Genomic DNA, 20,340 nt, shown 5'->3' with positions numbered 1-20,340 from the left:
CCGAGGGAAGAACAGTACAACTCGATGCGCCCCCGCAGAGCAGGGGCGCGCTGGATTACAGTTCACTCTTCTTGTGGAAACCGTCTTTAATGACGGTGGCGTCAATGTTCTCTTTATTGACTTCAATGGGGGTGAGCAGACGAGCCGGAACATCTTTAAGCCCGTTATTCAGCGTCGCGTCTGCCTTAGGTTGCTTACCATTTCCCAGCTCCACGGCAATTTCCGCCGCCGTATTCGCAAGCTGGGTAATCGGTTTGTAGACGGTCATGGTTTGTGTGCCTGCCATGATGCGTTTGACGCCCGCGAGGTCGGCATCCTGACCCGAAATAGCCACTTTTCCTGCCAGCCCCTGGGCGCTGAGTGCCTGGATTGCGCCCCCTGCGGTGGCATCGTTGGATGCGACGACAGCATCGATTTTGTTGTTGTTGGCGGTTAAGGCGTTTTCCATGATTTTCAGCGCGTTTTCTGGCAGCCAGCCATCCGCCCACTGATCGCCGACCACTTTAATCTTACCGCTGTCGATATACGGCTTCAGGACTTTCATTTGCCCTTCGCGGAACAGCTTGGCGTTGTTATCAACCGGCGAGCCGCCCATCAGGAAATAATTGCCCTGAGGTACTTTGTCGATCAGGCTTTTAGCCTGTAATTCACCCACTTTTTCATTGTCGAACGAAATATAATAATCGATATCCGCATTATTAATCATACGGTCATAGGCTAAGACTTTTATGCCTTCTTGTTTGGCTTCTTTAACGACGTTACTTAATACCTGGCCGTTATAAGGGATAATGACCAGCACATCGACGCCGCGGTTGATCATATTCTCAATTTGCGACATTTGCGTTTCTTCGTTGCCGTTCGCGGATTGCACAAACACATTCGCGCCAAGTGATTCCGCTTTTTTCACAAAAATATCGCGATCTTTCTGCCAGCGTTCAAGACGCAGATCGTCAATCGCCATGCCAATTTTGACTTCCTTGGCATGTCCGGCAAAGCTTGCAAGCAGGAGCGTAGTGCAGAGAGTTAGGGACAGGTTCTTTATCTTCATAATTAGAGGGCCTTTTTGTAGGGGTATGTGTTGCTGAGATAAAAGAAACATTCACTGCTGGGACGCAGCAAATTTTTAACGGGGAAAGGCGGGCTGGCAATTACAGATTTTTATCTTCGCATTATGATATTTGGTTTATTTCTGAATTTATGACCGCGATCGAACTTTAAAATACGTAACGTCTTAATTACATTTGATTATGGAAGAGGGACCGAAAAATAGTTTGCCTGCACATTATTTTGCGAGCCAGCGCACAGTTGTGCATTCTCTCAATAGCAGTGTGAAATAACGTAATTGAGCAAGCCAAAATGTCTATTCACTATTACTCCTGTATCAACGACTCGCCGCATACCCTGATTATGGAGCTCAATATGCAAGCTTATTTCGACCAACTCGATCGTGTTCGTTACGAAGGCCCGAAAACAACCAATCCTTTAGCATTTCGTCACTACAACCCGGATGAGCTGGTGCTGGGTAAGCGCATGGAAGATCATTTGCGCTTTGCCGCCTGTTACTGGCATACCTTCTGCTGGAACGGAGCCGATATGTTCGGCGTGGGTTCCTTTGACCGTCCATGGCAGCAGCCGGGTGAGGCCATCGAGCTGGCGAAGCGTAAAGCCGATGTCGCCTTTGAATTCTTCCACAAACTGAACGTGCCGTACTACTGCTTCCATGACGTGGATGTGTCGCCGGAAGGCGCCTCACTGAAAGAGTACCTGAACAATTTCGCGCAGATGGTGGATGTGCTGGCGGCTAAACAGCAGCAAAGCGGCGTGAAGCTGCTTTGGGGCACGGCCAACTGTTTTACCAACCCACGCTATGGCGCGGGTGCGGCAACCAATCCTGATCCGGAAGTGTTTAGCTGGGCGGCAACGCAGGTGGTTACCGCAATGAACGCCACGCATCAGCTGGGCGGCGAAAACTATGTGCTGTGGGGCGGTCGTGAAGGCTATGAAACCCTGCTCAACACCGACCTGCGTCAGGAGCGCGAGCAGATTGGCCGCTTTATGCAGATGGTGGTCGACCATAAACACAAAATCGGTTTCCGCGGTACGCTGCTGATCGAACCGAAGCCTCAGGAACCTACTAAGCACCAGTACGACTACGACGTTGCTACCGTGTACGGCTTCCTGAAACAGTTCGGCCTGGAAAAAGAGATCAAAGTTAACATTGAAGCCAACCATGCCACGCTGGCCGGCCACTCTTTCCATCACGAGATCGCGTCTGCTATCGCGCTGGGTATCTTCGGTTCTGTTGATGCTAACCGCGGCGATGCGCAACTGGGTTGGGATACCGACCAGTTCCCGAACAGCGTGGAAGAGAATGCACTGGTGATGTATGAAATTATCAAAGCGGGTGGTTTCACCACCGGCGGGCTGAACTTCGATGCCAAAGTGCGCCGTCAGAGCACCGACAAATACGACCTGTTCTACGGCCATATTGGCGCAATGGATACCATGGCGCTGGCGCTCAAAGTCGCCGCCCGTATGATTGAAGACGGTGAACTGGATAAACGTGTCGCGAAGCGTTATAGCGGCTGGAACAGTGAGTTGGGTCAGCAAATTTTGAAAGGCCAGTTATCGCTTGCGGACGTCGCGAAGTACGCTGAACAACATCAACTGGCACCGCAGCATCAGAGCGGGCATCAGGAGCTGCTGGAAAACCTGGTTAATCACTACCTGTTTGATAAATAACAGCGACTAGATAATAACGTAAGCCCGGTAAGCGTCGCGCCACCGGGCATTTCTGTTAAAGGAGTCACCGAATGTATATCGGGATTGATCTTGGCACATCGGGTGTGAAAGCCATCCTGTTAAGCGAGCAGGGCGACGTGTTAGCAACGCAGACAGAAAAGCTGCAGGTCTCACGTCCGCATCCGCTATGGTCGGAACAGGATCCGGAGCAGTGGTGGCTGGCAACGGATCGTGCAATCAAAGCGCTAGGTGAACAGCACAGTCTGCGTGACGTCAAAGCCCTCGGCATTGCCGGGCAAATGCACGGCGCGACGTTACTGGACAGTCAGCATCACGTTCTGCGACCGGCCATTCTCTGGAACGATGGTCGCTGTGCGGAAGAGTGCGCACTCCTTGAAGAGCGAGTACCCACCTCCCGCAGTATTACCGGCAACCTGATGATGCCCGGTTTTACCGCACCAAAGTTACTGTGGGTACACCGCCATGAGCCGGAAATTTTCCGTCAGGTGGCGAAAGTTTTACTGCCAAAAGATTATCTGCGTTTTCGCATGACGGGGGATTTCGCCAGCGACATGTCCGACGCTGCCGGCACGATGTGGCTCGACGTGGCCAAGCGTGACTGGAGTGAGGCCATGCTCGATGCCTGCCACCTGACCCGCGAACATATGCCAGCGCTCTATGAGGGCAGTGAGATAACGGGTACCTTACAGCCTGCCGTCGCAGAACGCTGGAATATGCCTGCTGTCCCGGTGGTGGCCGGTGGCGGTGACAACGCGGCGGGTGCCGTGGGGGTCGGGATGGTGGAAGCCGGGCAGGCGATGCTTTCGCTGGGAACGTCTGGCGTCTATTTTGCGGTCAGCGAGGGTTATCGCAGTAATCCTGAAAGTGCCGTTCACAGTTTCTGCCATGCGCTGCCGGGAAAATGGCATCTGATGTCGGTTATGTTGAGCGCCGCCTCTTGCCTTGACTGGGCCGCGAAACTGACCGGGATGGCTGATGTTCCGGCACTGATTGCTGCTGCACAGCAGGCGGATGAAAGTGCGGGTACCGTCTGGTTTTTACCCTATCTTTCCGGCGAGCGCACGCCGCATAACAATCCGGAAGCGAAAGGGGTGTTCTTTGGGTTAACCCATCAGCATGGCCCGGCGGAACTGGCTCGTGCCGTTCTGGAAGGCGTGGGATATGCCCTGGCGGACGGAATGGACGTGGTACATGACTGCGGTGTGACGCCGGCGAGTATCACCCTGATTGGCGGCGGTGCGCGTAGCAGCTACTGGCGCCAGATGCTGTCTGATATCAGCGGACTGCAGCTCGATTTTCGTACCGGTGGTGATGTGGGGCCTGCGCTCGGTGCAGCGCGACTGGCGCAGATTGCCATGAACCCGGAAACGCCGCTTTCTCAGCTGTTACCGCAGCTTCAACTGGAACAGGCGCATCTGCCTGATGCGGCACGTCATGCGCGTTATGCGCAAAGACGCGAGGTCTTTCGCAAAATCTACCAACAGCTGTTGCCGCTGATGTCGTAAATACGGTTGTCTGTAAGAGGCACGAGGTTGTCCTTTTTTGGTCTGTGCGGGCCTTTATTTCCTTGCCAGTATGGTGTCATATCCACTGGCGAGGAGATTCAACATGTCACGTACTGCATTAATCAACATCGATACTCAGCAGTCTTTTCATCATCGTCATTACTGGCAGGAGGACGAAATTCCTGCCTTTCAGCAGGCGATGCTGGGGCTGATTGAGGGCTGCCAGGCGCGTGGCATTCCTGTCGTTGATATTTTCCATGTAGATGAAGACGGTCCGTTCACACTGCAAAGCGGCTATGTCAAACCGATGGCCTTTTTACGTCATCAGCCGGACGTGGTCTTCCAGAAACACGTCCATAATGCGTTCACGGATACCGGGCTTGACCGCTGGCTGCGTGAGCGAGACATTAATCAGCTCATCGTGTGCGGCATTCGCACGGAACAATGCTGTGAAACCACTGCGCGGGTGGCATCCGATCTGGGCTATGCTGTGACCTTTGTTAGCGAGGCAACGCTCACGTTTCCAATGACGCACAAGGGGATAACCCTGAGCGCAGAGGAACTGCGCCATCGTACCGAGACGGTACTGGCCGGGCGGTTTGCCGACATTAAAACGGTTGCGGAGACGCTGGAGTCACTGTAATGAGCATCGACGTCTGGTTTGTGATGTTGCCCGGGGTGCTGTCATTAGACATGACGGGCCCGGCAGAGACCTTTGTGCTGGCCGGGGACGCGTTTCGCCTGCATTACATTGGTCCGCAGGCAGAGGTTCCGACGTCGATTGGTCTGATGATGGGCGGTATTCAGCCGCTGCCGGAAAGCTTGCCTGAGGGCAGTTTGCTGGTGCTGCCGGGGGTAAGCGACTCCCGCTTTCAGTTTTCAACGCCGCAGGCGCAGCTGATCCAGCACTGGTTAATGCGCCTGCAGCCAAAATTTCATCGTCAGGATATCACCGTCATGTGCGTCTGTTCAGGGGCGTTGCTGGCGGCAAAATCGGGCTTGCTGAATCACCGGCAGTGCACAACGCATCATGACGTTATAAGCCGTTTGCGTACGGCGGCTCCGACGGCAATCATCAAAGAAAACCGGATCTTCGTGCAGGATGAGAATATCTGGACCAGCGCCGGCATCACCTCGGGCATCGACCTGGCGCTGCATATGATTAACCGCCTGTGTGGCGCAGAAAAAGCGCTGGCCGTGGCGCGCGAAATGGTGGTCTGGTTTCGTCGCTCCGGGGACGATCCCCAGCTGTCGCCATGGTTACGCTACCGCAATCATCTTCACCCGGCCATTCATCGTGCGCAGGATGCGCTTACCACCGAGCCGCACAAAGCCTGGGCTTTACCCGAGATTGCCGCTCTGGCGCATGTCAGCCCGCGCCATTTAACGCGGCTTTTTCAGACGCATTTAGGGATAAGCGTTCGCGACTATCTGGAGCAGTTGCGTCTGGCGGTGGCTGAACAGTGGCTGTTGCAAGGGTGTGGCGTGGAACAGGCCTCACTGGCCGCGGGGTTTTCCTCCCCGCGCCAGTATCATCGTGCCCGACAGCGCAGCGTTAACTGACGAAGCGGCGGGTGTCGACCTTCTGCAGCAGCATTGACAGCAGCAGGCTCGCCATCAGCGTGACGGTAAAAATCCAGAGGATATCCAGCACCGGCCAGCTTTTGAACTCGACCCCTCTCGTTCTCAGGGCGTGGATCACCAGCGCGTGAAAACCGTATATTCCGAGCGAGTGTCGGGAGATAACGCTCAGCACCGGAAGGGGGCGTGCGTTCAGGGTGTTTTTGGCGAGCGTAAGCAGGGATACGGCACAGATGAAGACCATCGGGCCGCAGTACAGGTACCAGGTATCGGCAAAATTGCCGCGCCATTGCAGTTCATGCAGCGTCCCACGCGAAATTACGATCACGCCGATGATAAACAGCGCTGCACATAGCCCGTTCATGCCGCGTTTTTGGGTGTCCATCATCCCGATAGCTCGCCCCAGCATGCCGTAGAGTACGTAGTAAAAGGTATCGCCGTTGATATAGAGATTGACCGGTAACCATTCAAAACCATCAATTTTCTGCGAGACCGTATTCGGGTTGGCTATGATGCCAATGACCACCATCAGCGCCAGCAGCATTTTCCCGCTCACGGTTTTCACCTGAATCAGTGGGGAAACTAGATAGATAACGATAATGGCGAAGAAAAACCACAGATGGTAGAAGACGGGTTTTTGCAGAAGGTATTTGAGAGATAGCCCGGCGTTAATCGAGGTGAACAGGGTGATATAGAGCAAGGCCACGGCGCTGTAGAAGCCCAGGCAGGCGGCGATGCGGATAAAATGACGCGGTTGTGCGCTACGCTCGCCAAAAAAGAGAAAGCCGGAAATCATAAAGAACAACGGCACACTGACCCGCGACGCGGAGTTAAGAATATTGGCTATATCCCAGTTAACAGGGCTGATACTGTGCGCATTGGTGACATACCAGGTCGTCGTGTGGATCATGACCACCATCAGACACGCTATTCCTCGCAGATTATCAATCCAGCTAATTTTTGACGACATCAGTTCCTCATCATCCCTTGTAAATTCAGTGTGACTGCGATTGTATTGAAGCCTCTCTCTGGAAAATTCTGAGTTTTATTTAGCAGCCTTGTTTGAAAGCCGCGAGGTTCGCAGAATGCCAGGGCATAATCTATAAAAGCTTTGCTACTAAAAATAACAGCCACTGAACAGGGCGGTAATAAAAATGATGATGAAGCGTGCGGCGTCACTCTTTCTGCTGTTTATCCTGGCAGGATGCAGTACGCCACCCTCTGCACCCGTGCAAAAAGCACAGCAGGGAAAAATCAGCCCGGAACGCTCCCTGAATATGGAGCAGTTCTGTAAGGATCAGGCTGCGCGCCGCTATAACTCGGATGCGCAGAACATTGATGTCACCGGATTTGAGCGATTTCAGGGGAGTTATGAGCTGAAAGGCCATACGTCCCGTAAAGAGGGCTTTGTCTGTTCGTTTGACGCAGACGGTCAGTTTTTACATCTCTCCATGCGCTAAGCCGCTCGCATAATCAACAGCCAGACGCCAGCGGCTGCCTGGCGTGGTGGCTTATTTCCCCAATTTTCCCTAAACAAACCCGTTTCGTACTGTATATCTTGCAGGCAGCGGGTATACTGGTCCCTTCCATTTAAAACCACACGTATCCAGCACGACATACTATGCAAAAGTTTGATACCAAGACCTTCCAGGGCCTGATCCTGACCTTACAGGATTACTGGGCTCGTCAGGGCTGTACCATTGTTCAACCTTTGGACATGGAAGTAGGCGCAGGCACTTCACACCCAATGACCAGCTTACGCGCGTTGGGGCCGGAGCCAATGGCGACTGCTTATGTGCAACCTTCACGTCGTCCGACCGATGGCCGTTACGGCGAAAACCCGAACCGTCTGCAGCATTACTATCAGTTCCAGGTGGTGATTAAGCCATCGCCAGACAACATTCAGGAACTGTACCTCGGGTCACTGAAAGAGCTGGGTATGGATCCAACCATTCACGACATCCGTTTCGTGGAAGATAACTGGGAGAACCCAACGCTGGGTGCCTGGGGTCTGGGTTGGGAAGTGTGGCTGAACGGTATGGAAGTGACGCAGTTCACTTACTTCCAGCAGGTTGGCGGTCTGGAATGTAAACCGATTACCGGCGAAATCACCTACGGTCTGGAACGTCTGGCCATGTATATTCAGGGCGTAGACAGCGTTTACGACCTGGTCTGGAGCGACGGCCCGCTGGGTAAAACCACCTACGGCGACGTGTTCCATCAGAACGAAGTGGAGCAATCCACTTATAACTTCGAATACGCGGATGTGGACTTCCTGTTCACCTGCTTCGAGCAGTACGAGAAAGAAGCGCAGCAGTTGCTGGCGCTGGAGTCTCCGCTGCCGCTGCCTGCTTACGAGCGTATTCTGAAGGCCGCCCACAGCTTCAACCTGCTGGACGCCCGCAAAGCCATCTCCGTGACTGAACGTCAGCGCTACATTCTGCGTATTCGTACCCTGACCAAAGCCGTTGCAGAAGCGTACTATGCGTCCCGTGAAGCCCTTGGCTTCCCGATGTGCAACCGAAACAAATAAGAGGCGGCCATGTCTGAGAAAACTTTCCTGGTGGAAATTGGCACCGAAGAGCTGCCACCAAAAGCCCTGCGCAGCCTGGCTGAATCTTTTGCTGCGAACGTGACTGCTGAGCTGGATAACGCTGGCCTGGCACACGGTAAAATTGAATGGTTTGCTGCTCCGCGTCGTCTGGCGCTGAAAGTGGCGAACCTGGCGGCGTCTCAGCCGGATCGTGAGGTTGAAAAACGTGGCCCGGCGATTGCTCAGGCGTTTGATGCTGAAGGCAAGCCAAGCAAAGCGGCTGAAGGCTGGGCGCGTGGTTGTGGTATCACCGTCGATCAGGCTGAGCGTCTGACCACCGATAAAGGCGAGTGGCTGCTGTACCGTGCACATGTGAAAGGTGAAAGTGCGCAAGCGCTGCTGCCTGACATGATCGCCACGTCGCTGGCCAGGCTGCCGATTCCAAAACTGATGCGCTGGGGCGCAAGCGACGTGCACTTCGTGCGTCCTGTGCACACCGTGACGCTGCTGCTGGGCGATACTGTTATTCCGGCTACCATCCTGGGTGTGGCGTCCGATCGCGTGATCCGTGGGCACCGCTTCATGGGCGAGCCTGAGTTCACCATCGACAATGCTGACCAGTATCCGCAGATCCTGCTGGAGCGCGGTAAAGTTATTGCTGACTACGAACAGCGTAAAGCCAAAATCAAGGCGGATGCGGAAGACGCGGCGCGTAAGATTGGCGGTACAGCGGATCTGAGCGACAGCCTGCTGGAAGAAGTGACCTCTCTGGTTGAATGGCCAGTGGTACTGACCGCGAAGTTCGAAGAGAAATTCCTGGCCGTGCCGGCTGAAGCGCTGGTGTACACCATGAAGGGTGACCAGAAGTACTTCCCGGTTTACGCCAACGACGGCAAGCTGCTGCCAAACTTCATCTTCGTGGCGAACATTGAATCAAAAGATCCGATCCAGATTATCTCCGGTAACGAGAAAGTGGTGCGTCCACGTCTGGCGGATGCCGAGTTCTTCTTCAACACCGACCGTAAAAAGCGTCTGGAAGATCACCTGCCACGTCTGCAGACCGTGCTGTTCCAGCAACAGCTGGGTACGCTGCGCGACAAGACTGACCGTATTGCGGAGCTGTCTGGCTGGATCGCACGTGAAATCGGTGCGGATGTGAACCACGCAACGCGCGCGGGTTTACTGTCCAAGTGTGACCTGATGACCAACATGGTGTTCGAATTTACCGACACCCAGGGTGTGATGGGGATGCACTACGCGCGTCACGACGGTGAAGCGGAAGATGTGGCCGTGGCCCTGAACGAGCAGTATCAGCCGCGCTTCGCGGGTGACGCGCTGCCGTCTAATCCGGTGGCCTGTGCGGTCGCGATTGCCGATAAGATGGACACCCTTGCAGGTATCTTTGGCATCGGCCAGCATCCAAAAGGCGACAAAGACCCGTTTGCGCTGCGTCGTGCTGCCCTGGGCGTGCTGCGTATCATCGTTGAAAAGAACCTGAACCTGGATCTGCAGACCCTGACTGAAGAAGCGGTACGTCTGTACGGTGATAAGCTGACCAACGCCAACGTGGTCGACGATGTGATCGACTTTATGCTTGGTCGCTTCCGTGCGTGGTATCAGGACGAAGGTTACACCGTCGATACCATTCAGGCGGTACTGGCACGTCGTCCAACCCGTCCGGCAGATTTCGATGCGCGTATGAAGGCGGTTTCCCACTTCCGTACGCTGGAAGCGGCATCTGCACTGGCCGCGGCTAACAAGCGTGTCTCTAACATTCTGGCGAAATCCGACGAAACGCTGAACGAGCGTGTGAACGCTGCGACGCTGAAAGAGCCAGAAGAGATCGCCCTGGCGATGCAGGTTGTGGTACTGCGTGACAAGCTGGAGCCGTATTTCGCCGAAGGCCGCTACCAGGAAGCCCTGGTGGAGCTGGCGGAACTGCGTGATGTCATCGATGCCTTCTTCGAGAAAGTGATGGTGAACGTGGAAGATAAAGAGCTGCGTATCAACCGTCTCTCTATGCTCGAAAAACTGCGTGAGCTGTTCCTGCGCGTGGCGGATATTTCGCTGCTGCAGTAACGTGCATGTGCCCGGTGACGGGCCAGCAGATGAGAAAAACCCGCTTCGGCGGGTTTTTTTATGTCTCGTTTTTTTGTGGACCAGCTAAGCGCAGTGCAATCGCCTAAAAATTCACCTTGAAATGGTCAGCAAATTACCGTTATCCTGTTTCTCGTTATATTTCTCCCTCAGGAGCGCATCCCGAAAATGAACAAACACGACTGATGAATTTCGATCCTTGCTAAACGCGACCGCGTCGGCAGGGGATGTTTTGATTTCATTCAGGAGTGCTTATGGCTCATTTTGCGCAATCCCCTTCTTTTATTTTGCATCAGGTGACCTGTCAGTTTGCGACGGGCGATACCCTTTTTGGTCCGCTGAATCTTTCTCTGGCGCCGTCACTGTGCGCGCTGGTTGGCCGTAACGGCAGCGGTAAAACACGTCTGCTACGTTTGCTGGCAGGGTGTGATGAACCTGCCAGCGGTCATATCGAACGTTTTGCAACGCACGCTTATGTGGCACAACAGCCCGATATCTCCCCGCGAACCACGCTTGCTGAGCTGCTGGGGTATGAGGCGATTTTTGCGGCGCGTAAGCGCATCGACAGCGGTGACTACCAGCCCGATGATTTGGCGTTACTCGACGGACACTGGGATGTAGCAGACCGTCTGAGCGAGGCGTTTTTCCACGCAAAACTTCCACCATTTGACCCGGATAAATCAGCCATGGAACTCAGTGGCGGCGAGCGCATTCGCGCGTTGCTCTGTGGCGCGTTTACGTCTGATGCGGATTATTTGCTGCTGGACGAACCCACCAACCATCTCGACCGGCAGGGACGTGAGTGGTTCTACGACCAGCTCGCCCGTTATCAGGGGGGCGTGCTGGTGGCCTCCCACGACCGTGAACTGCTGGCGAAGGTACCGCGTATTCTTGAACTGAGCGCCTCGGGTCTTCGCCACTACGGTGGCAGTTACGACGACTATACGCATCAGCGGGACGCCGAACAGCAGGCAGCCCGTGCGGCACTGGAACATGCGGCAACAGAACGCAAACGCACCCGCGCGCGGATGCAAAAAGAGCATGACGAAAGCCAGCGGCGTTCGGCGAAGACGTTACGTACGGTCGATAACCTTAATATCGCCTCGTTCGAGCGGGTCAAATACAAAATGGCCGCCAAAGAGCGCATTGGCACCTTGAAAAAACAGCATGGCGATCAACATGAAGCGCTGAATGCCACGGTGAACAAGGCCCGGGAGCGAGTTGAAGAGGAGAATCCGGTGATGTTCACGTTGCCTGGAAGCCAGATTGCTGAGGGGAAACAGGTGTTGGTGATGGAGGGGCTGGTGCTGCCGTACGTCACTCTCCCGCCGACCAACTGGCGAATGGACGGACCGATGCGCGTGGCGCTAAAAGGACCAAACGGCTGCGGTAAATCGACGCTTTTAAAAGCCATTCTCGGCGAAGTGGCTCCGCTCTCAGGAACGTGTAAGGTATCGGTAAACTGCGCTTATCTCGATCAACATCTGTCGCAGCTCGATCTTTCGCAGTCGGTGATGGCGCATCTCAATCTGAGTCATACACCTCTGGAAGAGGGTGTGCTGCGAACCCGTTTAGCGCAGCTTCAGTTGGGCGCTGACAAAGTGGTGCTTCCGCTGGCTGAGCTGAGCGGCGGGGAACGTCTCAAGGCTGCTCTGGCCTGTGTCTTGTGGCGTGAAGACGCTACGCAGCTTTTACTGCTGGATGAACCGACCAACCATCTGGATCTGGCCTCGGTCGAGGCGATTGAAGCCGCACTGGCCGGTTTTCCCGGGGCATTGCTGGTGGTTTCTCACGATGAGGCTTTTTTGCGGGGGTTAGCATTGACGCATGAACTGGTCTGGGAAGAGGCGGGTTGGCGCTGTGCCCCCCTTTAAAACACAAGCCCCCGCAAAGGCGGGGGCGGTAACTTACTTTACTGCATCATGCTATATGCTTGCTGAGTGCAGGGTTGGCCTGAATCAGGCGCATCAGCTTTAGCTCGGTTGGGGTGGGTTTTTCGCGTTTTGACTCCCACTCCTGCACCATAGCCACGCTGACACCCATCGCTCTGGCGAATTCTTCAGTTTTTAATCCAGTCCCTTTGCGCAATTGCTCATATTCTTTAAAGGGATTGGATCTTTGTTGCAGGGTTAACGTCTGCGGTACATCTTTAAAAATAATCTGTTCCAGGCTGCTCAGCAGCTCAAGCTCAGGATCTTTATATTCCATTGAGGACTCCTCTTAAATCACATACCGGGATCAAGAACATCAGAGAGCCTGTTAAGAATAGTCCCTAATACAAACGACGGATCGTCACGGATGTGATTAATCGTGCGGTAACGATCGCTTTATGCGTTTCAGCCGTTGCCAGGGTGAGACTAATTACCTGATTACGCTTATGTCGGCTTCGCCAGGTATTTTTTTGTAAATAGTAAGAAATAAAACGGCAATAGCCGTTTTGCATGAAAAGAGTATCTTGCAGGGCTGACCTGGACTATCCTTGTCAGCGTCGGGCACGCATGTGCCGGTGTGCGCTTTTTTGGGTGAAAGGAGTAATGAAATGGCGACAGGAAAGTCCTGCTCTCGCTGGTTTGCGCCTATTGCGGCGTTGTTGATGGTTGTTAGCCTGAGTGGGTGTTTTGATAAAGAAGGCGATCAGCGCAAAGCGTTTATCGATTTTCTACAGAATACGGTGATGCGCAGCGGTGAACGGTTGCCGACGCTGACTGCGGATCAGAAAAAACAGTTTGGCCCCTTCGTGTCTGATTACGCCATTCTTTATGGTTATTCACAGCAGGTGAGCCAGGCGATGGATTCCGGTATCCGTCCGGTTGTGGATAGCGTGAACGCTATTCGCGTCCCGCAGGATTACATGACGCAACGTGAACCGCTGCGCCAGTCCAACGGTGCGCTCGGCGTGCTGAGCCAACAGCTGCAGAATGCGAAAATGCAGGCGGACGCGTCACGTTCCGCGCTGAAGCAGGGCGACGATCTCAAACCGGTCTTCGACAAAGTGTATGAGAAAGTGGTGTCGAAACCTTCTGAAGCGATGCAACCGCTGATCCCGGCCGCGCAAATTTTCACGCAGCAGCTGGTTCAGGTGGGGGACTTCATCTCCCAGCAGGGCACTCAGGTGAGCTTTGTGGCCAACGGTATTCAGTTCCCGACCTCGCAGCAGGCAAGCCAGTATAATGCGCTGATTGGGCCACTGGCCTCCCAGCACCAGGCCTTTAGTCAGGCGTGGAGTGCAGCGGTCGCTGCCACAGAATAAATCGGAAAACCCCGCCTCAGGCGGGGTTTTTTATTCCGGGCGAAAATAACGCTTGTTATTCTTCTACCACATCGGTATAACTATACAGGTCGGTTTGTTACACAGACCTAAAGCAGTTTAGTAAAGCAGTCCAGATTGTTATCCATAGATACCCTTCGTAGTGACCCTTCCTTCATCGCTTAAAAATCTGTAACACAATCCATCAAGCCGGAAGGCACAATATATTTGTTAATTAAGGTAATTCTATGTCTGCTAAAATGACTGGTCTGGTAAAATGGTTCAACGCTGATAAAGGTTTCGGCTTCATCACTCCTGACGATGGCTCTAAAGACGTGTTCGTACACTTCTCTGCTATCCAGAACGAAGGCTACAAATCTCTGGATGAAGGTCAGAAAGTTTCCTTCACCATCGAAAGCGGCGCTAAAGGCCCAGCAGCTGGTAACGTTGTAAGCCTGTAAGCTTCCAACCCAGTAGCACAAATTTTAAAAACCCGCCTTCTGGCGGGTTTTTTCATTTCTATCGCTGAACCTGCGGGTTAACGCAATTGATTTCCACCTTTCCGCTAAGGGCAGCGATCAGGTTGTCTACCGCGGTTGCAGCCATATTGTAGCGTGTTTCATGGGTTGCTGAGCCGATGTGGGGCAGGGCCACCACGTTGGGCAATGAAAGCAACGGGGAGTCCACCGGCAGCGGTTCCTGTTCAAACACGTCAAGACCGGCAGCGTGGATCTCACCCTGTTGCAGAGCCTCAATCAACGCCTTCTCATCCACCACCGGGCCACGACCCGCGTTGATGAAAATGGCCGTTTTCTTCATTTTTTCAAACGCCTCTTTACCGATAAGATGACGGGTTTCGTCCGTCAGCGGCAGGATCAGACAGACAAAATCGGCTTCCTGCAGCAGCGTATCCAGCTCGCAGTAGCGGGCGTTAAAACGTTCTTCGGCTTCACTGTGATGACGACGCGCGTTATACAGAATCGGCATGTTAAAACCAAAATGTGCGCGCTGCGCCAGAGCCAGGCCAATACGGCCCATGCCAACGATGCCCAGCGTTTTGCCATGAACATCCACCCCAAACCAGTCCGGACCAATGCTTTTTGTCCATTCGCCAGCTTTGACGCGATCGGCCACTTCGACCACACGACGCGCCGTGCTGAGGACCAGCGCCATCAGCGTGTCGGCCACGGTCTCCGTCAGCGCATGTGGCGTATGCATCAACAGGATCTTGCGGGCATTAAGGGCATCCACGTCGAAGTTGTCATAGCCCACGGAAACGGTAGAGGTAGCACGAAGCTTCGGCATTTTCTCCAGCAGGGCGACATCCACTTTTTCGCTTGAACCCAGCAAACCTTCGGCGCTGGCGAACGCATCGGCGTGCTGTGCCACGGTTTCCGGGCTGAGGTTCTTCACCTGGGTAACGGTGAAGTGTTCCTCAAGGCGTTTCTGCAGATCTTCCGGCAGTGCTTTATACAAAATGACGGACGGCTTCATGCTAATCTCCGTTAATTTTTAAGGATTCAGGCGTGGCGTGCGCCGACAGGTAATTGTTGATTATTAGCAGGCTTAACAATCAGAGTAAGCCACACGGAGGCGAAAAGCGCTACCCCCATAAATATGTACGATGCGGATGGGCTGCCGGTTGCTCCGTTCAGGTAACCCACAAACCAGGAGCCGCAGAACGAGCCCAGCGCTCCCATACTGTTAATCAGTGCCATCGCGCCGCCTGCCACGTTACGCGGCAGCATCTCCGGGATGATCGCAAAGAACGGTCCATAAGGGGCGTACATTGCCGCACCCGCAATCACCAGCAGGGTGTAAGAGACCCAGAAATGGTTCGCGCCGACGGCCCAGGAACCAATGAAGGCAAAGGCAGCGATCAGCAGCAGCGGCCAGACAAACAGCTTACGGTTCTGCATTTTGTCCGATGCCCATGACGCAATGATCATGGCGATTGTGGCTGCGAGGTAAGGCACGGATGACAGCCAGCCCACTTCCACCATGCCAAGGTTTTCACCGGCATTGCGGAGAATCGATGGCAGCCACAGTACGAAACCGTACACGCCAATGCTCCAGGTGAAATACTGGGCGCAGAGCAGAATCACATTACGCGAGCGGAATGCTTCACCATAGTTACGCACCGCTTTCAGGCCTTGCTGTTCTTTATCCAGTTGCGCCTGCAGAGCGGCTTTTTCATCTTCGGAGAGCCATTTCGCCTGCGCAGGTTTATCTTTTACCAGCATCCACCAGCAGAATGCCCAGATAACCGCCGGCACCCCTTCGATAATGAACATTTCGCGCCAGCCGAAGGACTGGATCAGGTAGCCAGAAACCACCGACATCCACAGCACGGTGACCGGGTTACCGAGGATCAGGAAAGTATTGGCTCGTGAGCGTTCGGATTTGGTAAACCAGTTGCTGATATAAATCAGCATCGCAGGCATTACCGCTGCCTCAACGACCCCAAGAATAAAGCGAATGGCTGCCAGAGCAGGAATATTATTCACCACGCCGGTCAGTGAGGCGCAGGCACCCCACAGGATCAGGCAAACGAAAATCAATTTGCGGACGCTGCGACGCTCCGCATAGATAGCGCCGGGGATCTGGAAGAAGAAGTAGCCCAGGAAGAAAAGGGCACCCAGCAACGAAGAGATACCTTTGGTGATCCCCAGGTCTTCGGTGATCCCTGCCGCGGACGCGAAACTGAAGTTGGCACGATCAAGGTACGCCAGGCTGTACGTGATAAACACGATTGGCATGATGTACCACCAGCGTTTTACTGCATTGGTCGAACTGTTCATAGGCTTGCCTCTGTTGTTGAGGTTTGTACCGCCGTTGTATGTAGGGTACACGGTGGTTTGTTTTGTTTCCCCCTGACCTACCTGAGGAGAGGGGGAGGGAAACGGAATTTATTCGTTCAGCTGCGCGCGGGTCGGTAATCCTTCACTGTCGCCCTGCACCTGGATTGCCAGCGAGCCAATTTTATTGCCCCGGGCGACGGCCTGCTGCAGCGGTTTGCCTTCCAGCAGAGCACTAATGACCCCCACGGCAAAACCATCGCCAGCGCCGACGGTATCAACCACGTTATCGACCTTCACGGCCGCGACTGCGCCTTGCTCGCCGTTAGCCGTTTTAAACCAGGCGCCATCGGCGCCGGTTTTCAGCACCACCGCTTTTACCCCTTTGTTGAGGTAAAAATCGGCAATCCCTTCAGGGGTGTTTTTACCGGTCAGGATCATGCCTTCTTTCACGCCCGGCAGAACCCAGTCAGCCTGAAACGCCAGACGGTTCAGCTTCTCGATCATTTCCGCTTCGCTTTTCCACAGCACCGGGCGCAGGTTAGGATCGAATGAGATCGTTTTCCCCTGAGCCTTCATGGTGGTTGCGGCATGATCCAGTAATGCATACGAGCTGGCTGAAAGCGCAGCCGCCACGCCGCTCAGATGCAGATGGCGTGCGGAGGCGAAATAGTGGGCGTGGTAATCCTCGACTGAGAGGTGGCTCGCCGCAGACCCTTTACGGAAATACTCCACAATGGGATCGGTTCCATTTTCGACTTTCGATTTAAGCTGGAAACCGGTCGGGAAGCGTCCATCAAGGGTGACGCCGGAAGCATCAATGCCCTCTTTTTTCAGCGAATCGAGAACGAAATGGCCAAAGCTGTCATCACCCACGCGGCTGACCCAGCCGACGTTCAGACCCAGGCGCGCCAGGCCGGTCGCGACGTTCAGCTCAGCCCCCGCCACGCGTTTGATAAAGTGCTCCACCGTACTCAGGTCGCCCGTTTCGGTGGCGACAAACATCGCCATGGCTTCGCCGATAGTGATCACATCCAGCGTCTTGTGCATGGTTTACTCCTCACGCAGCAGGTTTACGTAATGACGGGTGACGGCGGTTAAATCCGCCCCTTCCAGCGGGAACTCGATACCACGCGGGGCATCGGCGGGCAGCTGACAAAGCAGATCCAGCCAGCGCGCATCGGCCCGATCCGGCGCCACGGCGCGGAAATTTTCTTTATGCGGCACGGCGGCTTTAACGTGGATATAGCTCACTGCGGAGGCCAGATGGTGCGCGGCTTCTTCCGGGGAGTCGCCCACCCACAGCCAGTTGCCCATGTCGAACGTCAGCGTGACGGGCAGCGCCATGTCCCGGCAGGCGGCTTTGAAGCGCTGCATCGGCGCAAGCTGGCCGCAGTCGGTCTGGTCGTTTTCCACCACCAGGGCCATACCGCTTTCATCGAGCAGGGCACGCAGGGCGTGAAGCGGCTGGGTGTCGCTGAAATGACCCAGCGAGACCTTGAGCCACAGCGCATTCAGGGTACTGGCTTCGCTGAGATAACGGGGCAGGTCAGGGTTGAGGGTGCCATCGGGCATAAACAGGGCCGCAGGGGCGGAGTAGCATGCCAGCAGGCCCAGCAACTCAATGGATTCACCCAGCGCGGGCAGCGCCAGCAGCTCTTCGCTGTTGAACAGCTCGCGGCGGATCTCGACGCCGTCGGCACCCGCGCCCGCAATGACGGGCAGCATTGCCCGTTGACCACCTGCCTGTCGCACCTGTTCCGCGCCATACGCGGCGGTGACCACCATGATTTTTCTGCCCATCGTCGGACTCCATCGCAACACATCAATACTATTACGCTAGATGGAACCGGTTCCAAAGAAAAGGTCAGGATGTTGAATTTATGATCGGTATCACAAGGGAAAATTAACGGGCGGTGGAGCCGCGAACAATCAACTCGCCGGAAAATACCTGCTCGCGAACGGCATCGCTGGTGCCTTCAATACGACGAACCACTTGTTCAACAGCGGCATAGCCAATCTGCCAGGTGGGTTGTTTGAGGGTCGTGATCCCGACGCCAGCCAGTTCTGCCCACTCGAGCTCGTCGAACCCCAGCAGACCGATATCGCTTCCCCAGTGCAGGCCAATGCGCTTAAGCGAGCGGGCGACCTGCAGGGTCAGCGCCCCGTTGGCAGAGATAACGGCTTTACGCATTCCGCGATGGCGGGTGTGGAACTGCCGCAGGGTATTGTCGAGCTGATCGGCTTCGTGGAGGGGCGTTTCGGCATTCTCGGCAATCACGCCGGGGTAACGCTCCAGCGTGGCACGAAACGCGCTCAGTCGCTCACGACGGGTATTGACCATGCCCAGAGGTTCGCTCAGAAACAGGATGGCTTCAAAGCCCTGTTCAATCAGATGCTCAGTGGCGGTTGTCGCCGCCTGAGTGTTATCCAGCCCGACGACATCGCAGGCGAATTCCGGGATTTTGCGGTCGATAAGAACCATCGGCAGGGAGGATTGCTGCAGGCGGTTTAAGCCCTCTTCACGCATGCCCACGGCATTCACCACAATCCCTTCGACCTGATAGCTGCGCAGCAAATCCAGGTAATGCAGCTCCTGATCGACTTCGTTGTTGGTGTTACAGACCAGCGGCGTAAAGCCCTTTTCGCGACAGGCGGCTTCAATTCCGCTCAATACGTTGACGGAGTAGGGATTGGTGATATCGGCGATGATAAGCCCGATAAGACGGGTACGGCCCCGTTTGAGCCCGCGCGCCATAAGGCTCGGGCGGTAGTCGAGATCGGCAATAGCCTGTTCAATACGAGCGAGCAGCGCATCGGACAGCAGGTGTTTCTCGCCGTTGAGGTAGCGTGAAATGCTGGTTTTACCGGTTTTGGCGGCTTTCGCCACGTCGCTGATTGTGGCCCGTGTTGGTTTGCTCATCGCTGAATTCCCTGAAGTGAGTGAGAACACCTTAGCGGGAAAATTAGCGATGGCAAGCGGTTCATGCTGACGTGGCGGCATGATGCCCTTATCCCCCTCTCCCCTGGAAGAGGGGGGCAGCCCTTACTGAATTGGGCTTAAGGTAATCTCAACTCGACGGTTCTGCGCTTTGCCTTCCGCCGTGCTGTTGCTGGCGATAGGGTTTGCAGGGCCCATGCCGCTGGTGCGGATGCGGTTTGCTGCAACGCCCTGCGTGATCAGCGAGCTGGCCACAGAATCGGCACGCTGCTGAGACAGGCGCATATTCAGATCCTGGCTGCCGGTGCTGTCGGTATAACCGATCACATTCACCGCGGTCTTGTTGTACTCTTTCAGCACCATTGCCACGCCGGTCAGGGTGTTCGCCCCTGCAGGTTTCAGCGTTGCGCTGCTGCTGTCGAAGGTGACGTTGTTTGGCATATTCAGGATGATGTTATCGCCGCTGCGCGTCACGCTCACGCCGGTGCCTTTCATTTTGTCGCGCAGTTTTGCTTCCTGCACATCCATGTAATAACCCACGCCGCCGCCCAGGGCTGCACCTGCCGCTGCGCCAATTAACGCGCCTTTGCCGCGGTCTTTCTTGGAGGAGGAGAGTGCGCCCACACCAGCCCCTACCAGCGAGCCGAGACCCGCGCCGATGCCGGATTTACCTGCTTCGCTTTCACCGGTGTAAGGGTTTGTTGTGCAGCCAGAAACAGCCAGTGCACCGCTCACCAGAGCGGCAATAACGAATACGCGTTTTTTCATCTTATTTCCTTAATCCTTTTTATTCTTTGCCACGACGCGCGTGGCAGTTGATTATGACGTCCAGATACGGAGAAAATTCCGGGTATAACTCTGAAATTTGTGACAAA

Annotated in this window: 19 protein-coding genes; 10 read left to right on the top strand and 9 right to left on the bottom strand. The window is 54.9% G+C overall.

What is annotated here, in order from left to right; genetic code table 11:
- Positions 1-55: 55 nt before the first annotated feature.
- Positions 56-1,048 carry a D-xylose ABC transporter substrate-binding protein gene (gene xylF, locus AAIR21_RS10745; RefSeq protein WP_020882647.1) on the bottom strand — a complete coding sequence of 331 codons (993 nt, stop codon included), beginning with the start codon at positions 1,046-1,048 and terminating at the stop codon, positions 56-58.
- A gap of 371 nt (positions 1,049-1,419) precedes the next feature.
- On the opposite strand from xylF, the gene xylA reads away from it, so the two are divergent.
- The 4 genes from xylA (at position 1,420) to AAIR21_RS10725 (ending at position 5,831) form a co-directional block, all read left to right on the top strand.
- Positions 1,420-2,742 (top strand): xylose isomerase, encoded by a 1,323-nt coding sequence (gene xylA, locus AAIR21_RS10740; RefSeq protein ID WP_086462926.1) that lies wholly within the window; start codon positions 1,420-1,422, stop codon positions 2,740-2,742.
- A gap of 71 nt (positions 2,743-2,813) precedes the next feature.
- Entirely contained in the window at positions 2,814-4,268 is a 1,455-nt protein-coding gene (gene xylB / locus AAIR21_RS10735) for a xylulokinase (protein WP_025206427.1), read from the top strand.
- Between the two features lie 103 nt (positions 4,269-4,371).
- Positions 4,372-4,911 (top strand): isochorismatase family protein, encoded by a 540-nt coding sequence (locus tag AAIR21_RS10730; protein WP_020882645.1) that lies wholly within the window; start codon positions 4,372-4,374, stop codon positions 4,909-4,911.
- The gene (locus AAIR21_RS10725; protein WP_183516857.1) at positions 4,911-5,831 is read left to right on the top strand and encodes a GlxA family transcriptional regulator; all 921 of its coding nucleotides are present in this window, start codon (positions 4,911-4,913) and stop codon (positions 5,829-5,831) included. The genes AAIR21_RS10730 and AAIR21_RS10725 overlap by 1 nt, the downstream gene beginning before the upstream one ends.
- Here the strand turns inward: AAIR21_RS10725 and AAIR21_RS10720 are convergent.
- Positions 5,824-6,819 (bottom strand): acyltransferase, encoded by a 996-nt coding sequence (locus AAIR21_RS10720; RefSeq protein ID WP_014168123.1) that lies wholly within the window; start codon positions 6,817-6,819, stop codon positions 5,824-5,826. The two genes, AAIR21_RS10725 and AAIR21_RS10720, sit on opposite strands and share 8 nt — an antisense overlap.
- A 184-nt stretch (positions 6,820-7,003) precedes the next feature.
- Here AAIR21_RS10720 and AAIR21_RS10715 point away from each other — a divergent pair, with 184 nt between their 5' ends.
- The 4 genes from AAIR21_RS10715 to AAIR21_RS10700 all read left to right on the top strand — a co-directional run bounded on the left by AAIR21_RS10715 (position 7,004) and on the right by AAIR21_RS10700 (position 12,353).
- On the top strand, positions 7,004-7,309 hold the full coding sequence (locus AAIR21_RS10715) for a YsaB family lipoprotein (protein ID WP_014168124.1): 306 nt from the start codon (positions 7,004-7,006) through the stop codon (positions 7,307-7,309).
- Positions 7,310-7,470: 161 nt separating this feature from the next.
- A complete protein-coding gene (glyQ, locus tag AAIR21_RS10710) occupies positions 7,471-8,382 on the top strand; it encodes a glycine--tRNA ligase subunit alpha (RefSeq protein ID WP_014168125.1) in 912 nt (303 codons plus the stop codon).
- Between the two features lie 9 nt (positions 8,383-8,391).
- Positions 8,392-10,461 (top strand): glycine--tRNA ligase subunit beta, encoded by a 2,070-nt coding sequence (glyS, locus tag AAIR21_RS10705; RefSeq protein ID WP_183516858.1) that lies wholly within the window; start codon positions 8,392-8,394, stop codon positions 10,459-10,461.
- Between the two features lie 272 nt (positions 10,462-10,733).
- Positions 10,734-12,353, top strand: coding sequence for an ABC-F family ATP-binding cassette domain-containing protein (locus AAIR21_RS10700; protein WP_434680949.1), 1,620 nt, complete (start codon positions 10,734-10,736; stop codon positions 12,351-12,353).
- A gap of 46 nt (positions 12,354-12,399) precedes the next feature.
- Here the strand turns inward: AAIR21_RS10700 and AAIR21_RS10695 are convergent, their stop codons facing one another.
- Complete coding sequence (locus AAIR21_RS10695) at positions 12,400-12,687, bottom strand: HTH-type transcriptional regulator (protein ID WP_014168128.1); 288 nt, start codon at positions 12,685-12,687, stop codon at positions 12,400-12,402.
- A 331-nt stretch (positions 12,688-13,018) separates the two neighbouring features.
- Between AAIR21_RS10695 and AAIR21_RS10690 the strand changes: the two genes are divergently transcribed.
- The gene (locus AAIR21_RS10690) at positions 13,019-13,729 is read left to right on the top strand and encodes a DUF3053 domain-containing protein (RefSeq protein WP_020882641.1); all 711 of its coding nucleotides are present in this window, start codon (positions 13,019-13,021) and stop codon (positions 13,727-13,729) included.
- A 245-nt stretch (positions 13,730-13,974) separates the two neighbouring features.
- Positions 13,975-14,187 (top strand): transcription antiterminator/RNA stability regulator CspE, encoded by a 213-nt coding sequence (cspE, locus tag AAIR21_RS10685; protein WP_014168131.1) that lies wholly within the window; start codon positions 13,975-13,977, stop codon positions 14,185-14,187.
- Positions 14,188-14,245: 58 nt separating this feature from the next.
- On the opposite strand, the gene ghrB is transcribed toward cspE, so the two are convergent.
- The 6 genes from ghrB to AAIR21_RS10655 all read right to left on the bottom strand — a co-directional run bounded on the left by ghrB (position 14,246) and on the right by AAIR21_RS10655 (position 20,233).
- Entirely contained in the window at positions 14,246-15,220 is a 975-nt protein-coding gene (ghrB, locus tag AAIR21_RS10680; RefSeq protein ID WP_014168132.1) for a glyoxylate/hydroxypyruvate reductase GhrB, read from the bottom strand.
- Positions 15,221-15,246: 26 nt separating this feature from the next.
- Complete coding sequence (locus AAIR21_RS10675; RefSeq protein ID WP_020882640.1) at positions 15,247-16,527, bottom strand: MFS transporter; 1,281 nt, start codon at positions 16,525-16,527, stop codon at positions 15,247-15,249.
- 108 nt (positions 16,528-16,635) lie between these two features.
- The gene (locus AAIR21_RS10670; protein WP_025206424.1) at positions 16,636-17,574 is read right to left on the bottom strand and encodes a sugar kinase; all 939 of its coding nucleotides are present in this window, start codon (positions 17,572-17,574) and stop codon (positions 16,636-16,638) included.
- Between the two features lie 3 nt (positions 17,575-17,577).
- Positions 17,578-18,327: a sugar phosphate isomerase/epimerase family protein gene (locus AAIR21_RS10665; RefSeq protein WP_025206423.1), complete on the bottom strand. Its 750-nt coding sequence runs from the start codon at positions 18,325-18,327 to the stop codon at positions 17,578-17,580.
- A 103-nt stretch (positions 18,328-18,430) separates the two neighbouring features.
- The gene (locus tag AAIR21_RS10660; protein ID WP_032679356.1) at positions 18,431-19,447 is read right to left on the bottom strand and encodes a LacI family DNA-binding transcriptional regulator; all 1,017 of its coding nucleotides are present in this window, start codon (positions 19,445-19,447) and stop codon (positions 18,431-18,433) included.
- A 123-nt stretch (positions 19,448-19,570) separates the two neighbouring features.
- Complete coding sequence (locus AAIR21_RS10655; protein WP_014168137.1) at positions 19,571-20,233, bottom strand: OmpA family lipoprotein; 663 nt, start codon at positions 20,231-20,233, stop codon at positions 19,571-19,573.
- Positions 20,234-20,340 lie beyond the last annotated feature (107 nt).

The organism is Enterobacter sp. PTB, from assembly GCF_051130085.1.
Classification (GTDB): domain Bacteria; phylum Pseudomonadota; class Gammaproteobacteria; order Enterobacterales; family Enterobacteriaceae; genus Enterobacter; species Enterobacter ludwigii.
Note: the sequence above shows the minus strand (reverse complement) of the source record. Positions and strands in the feature narration are given on the sequence as shown.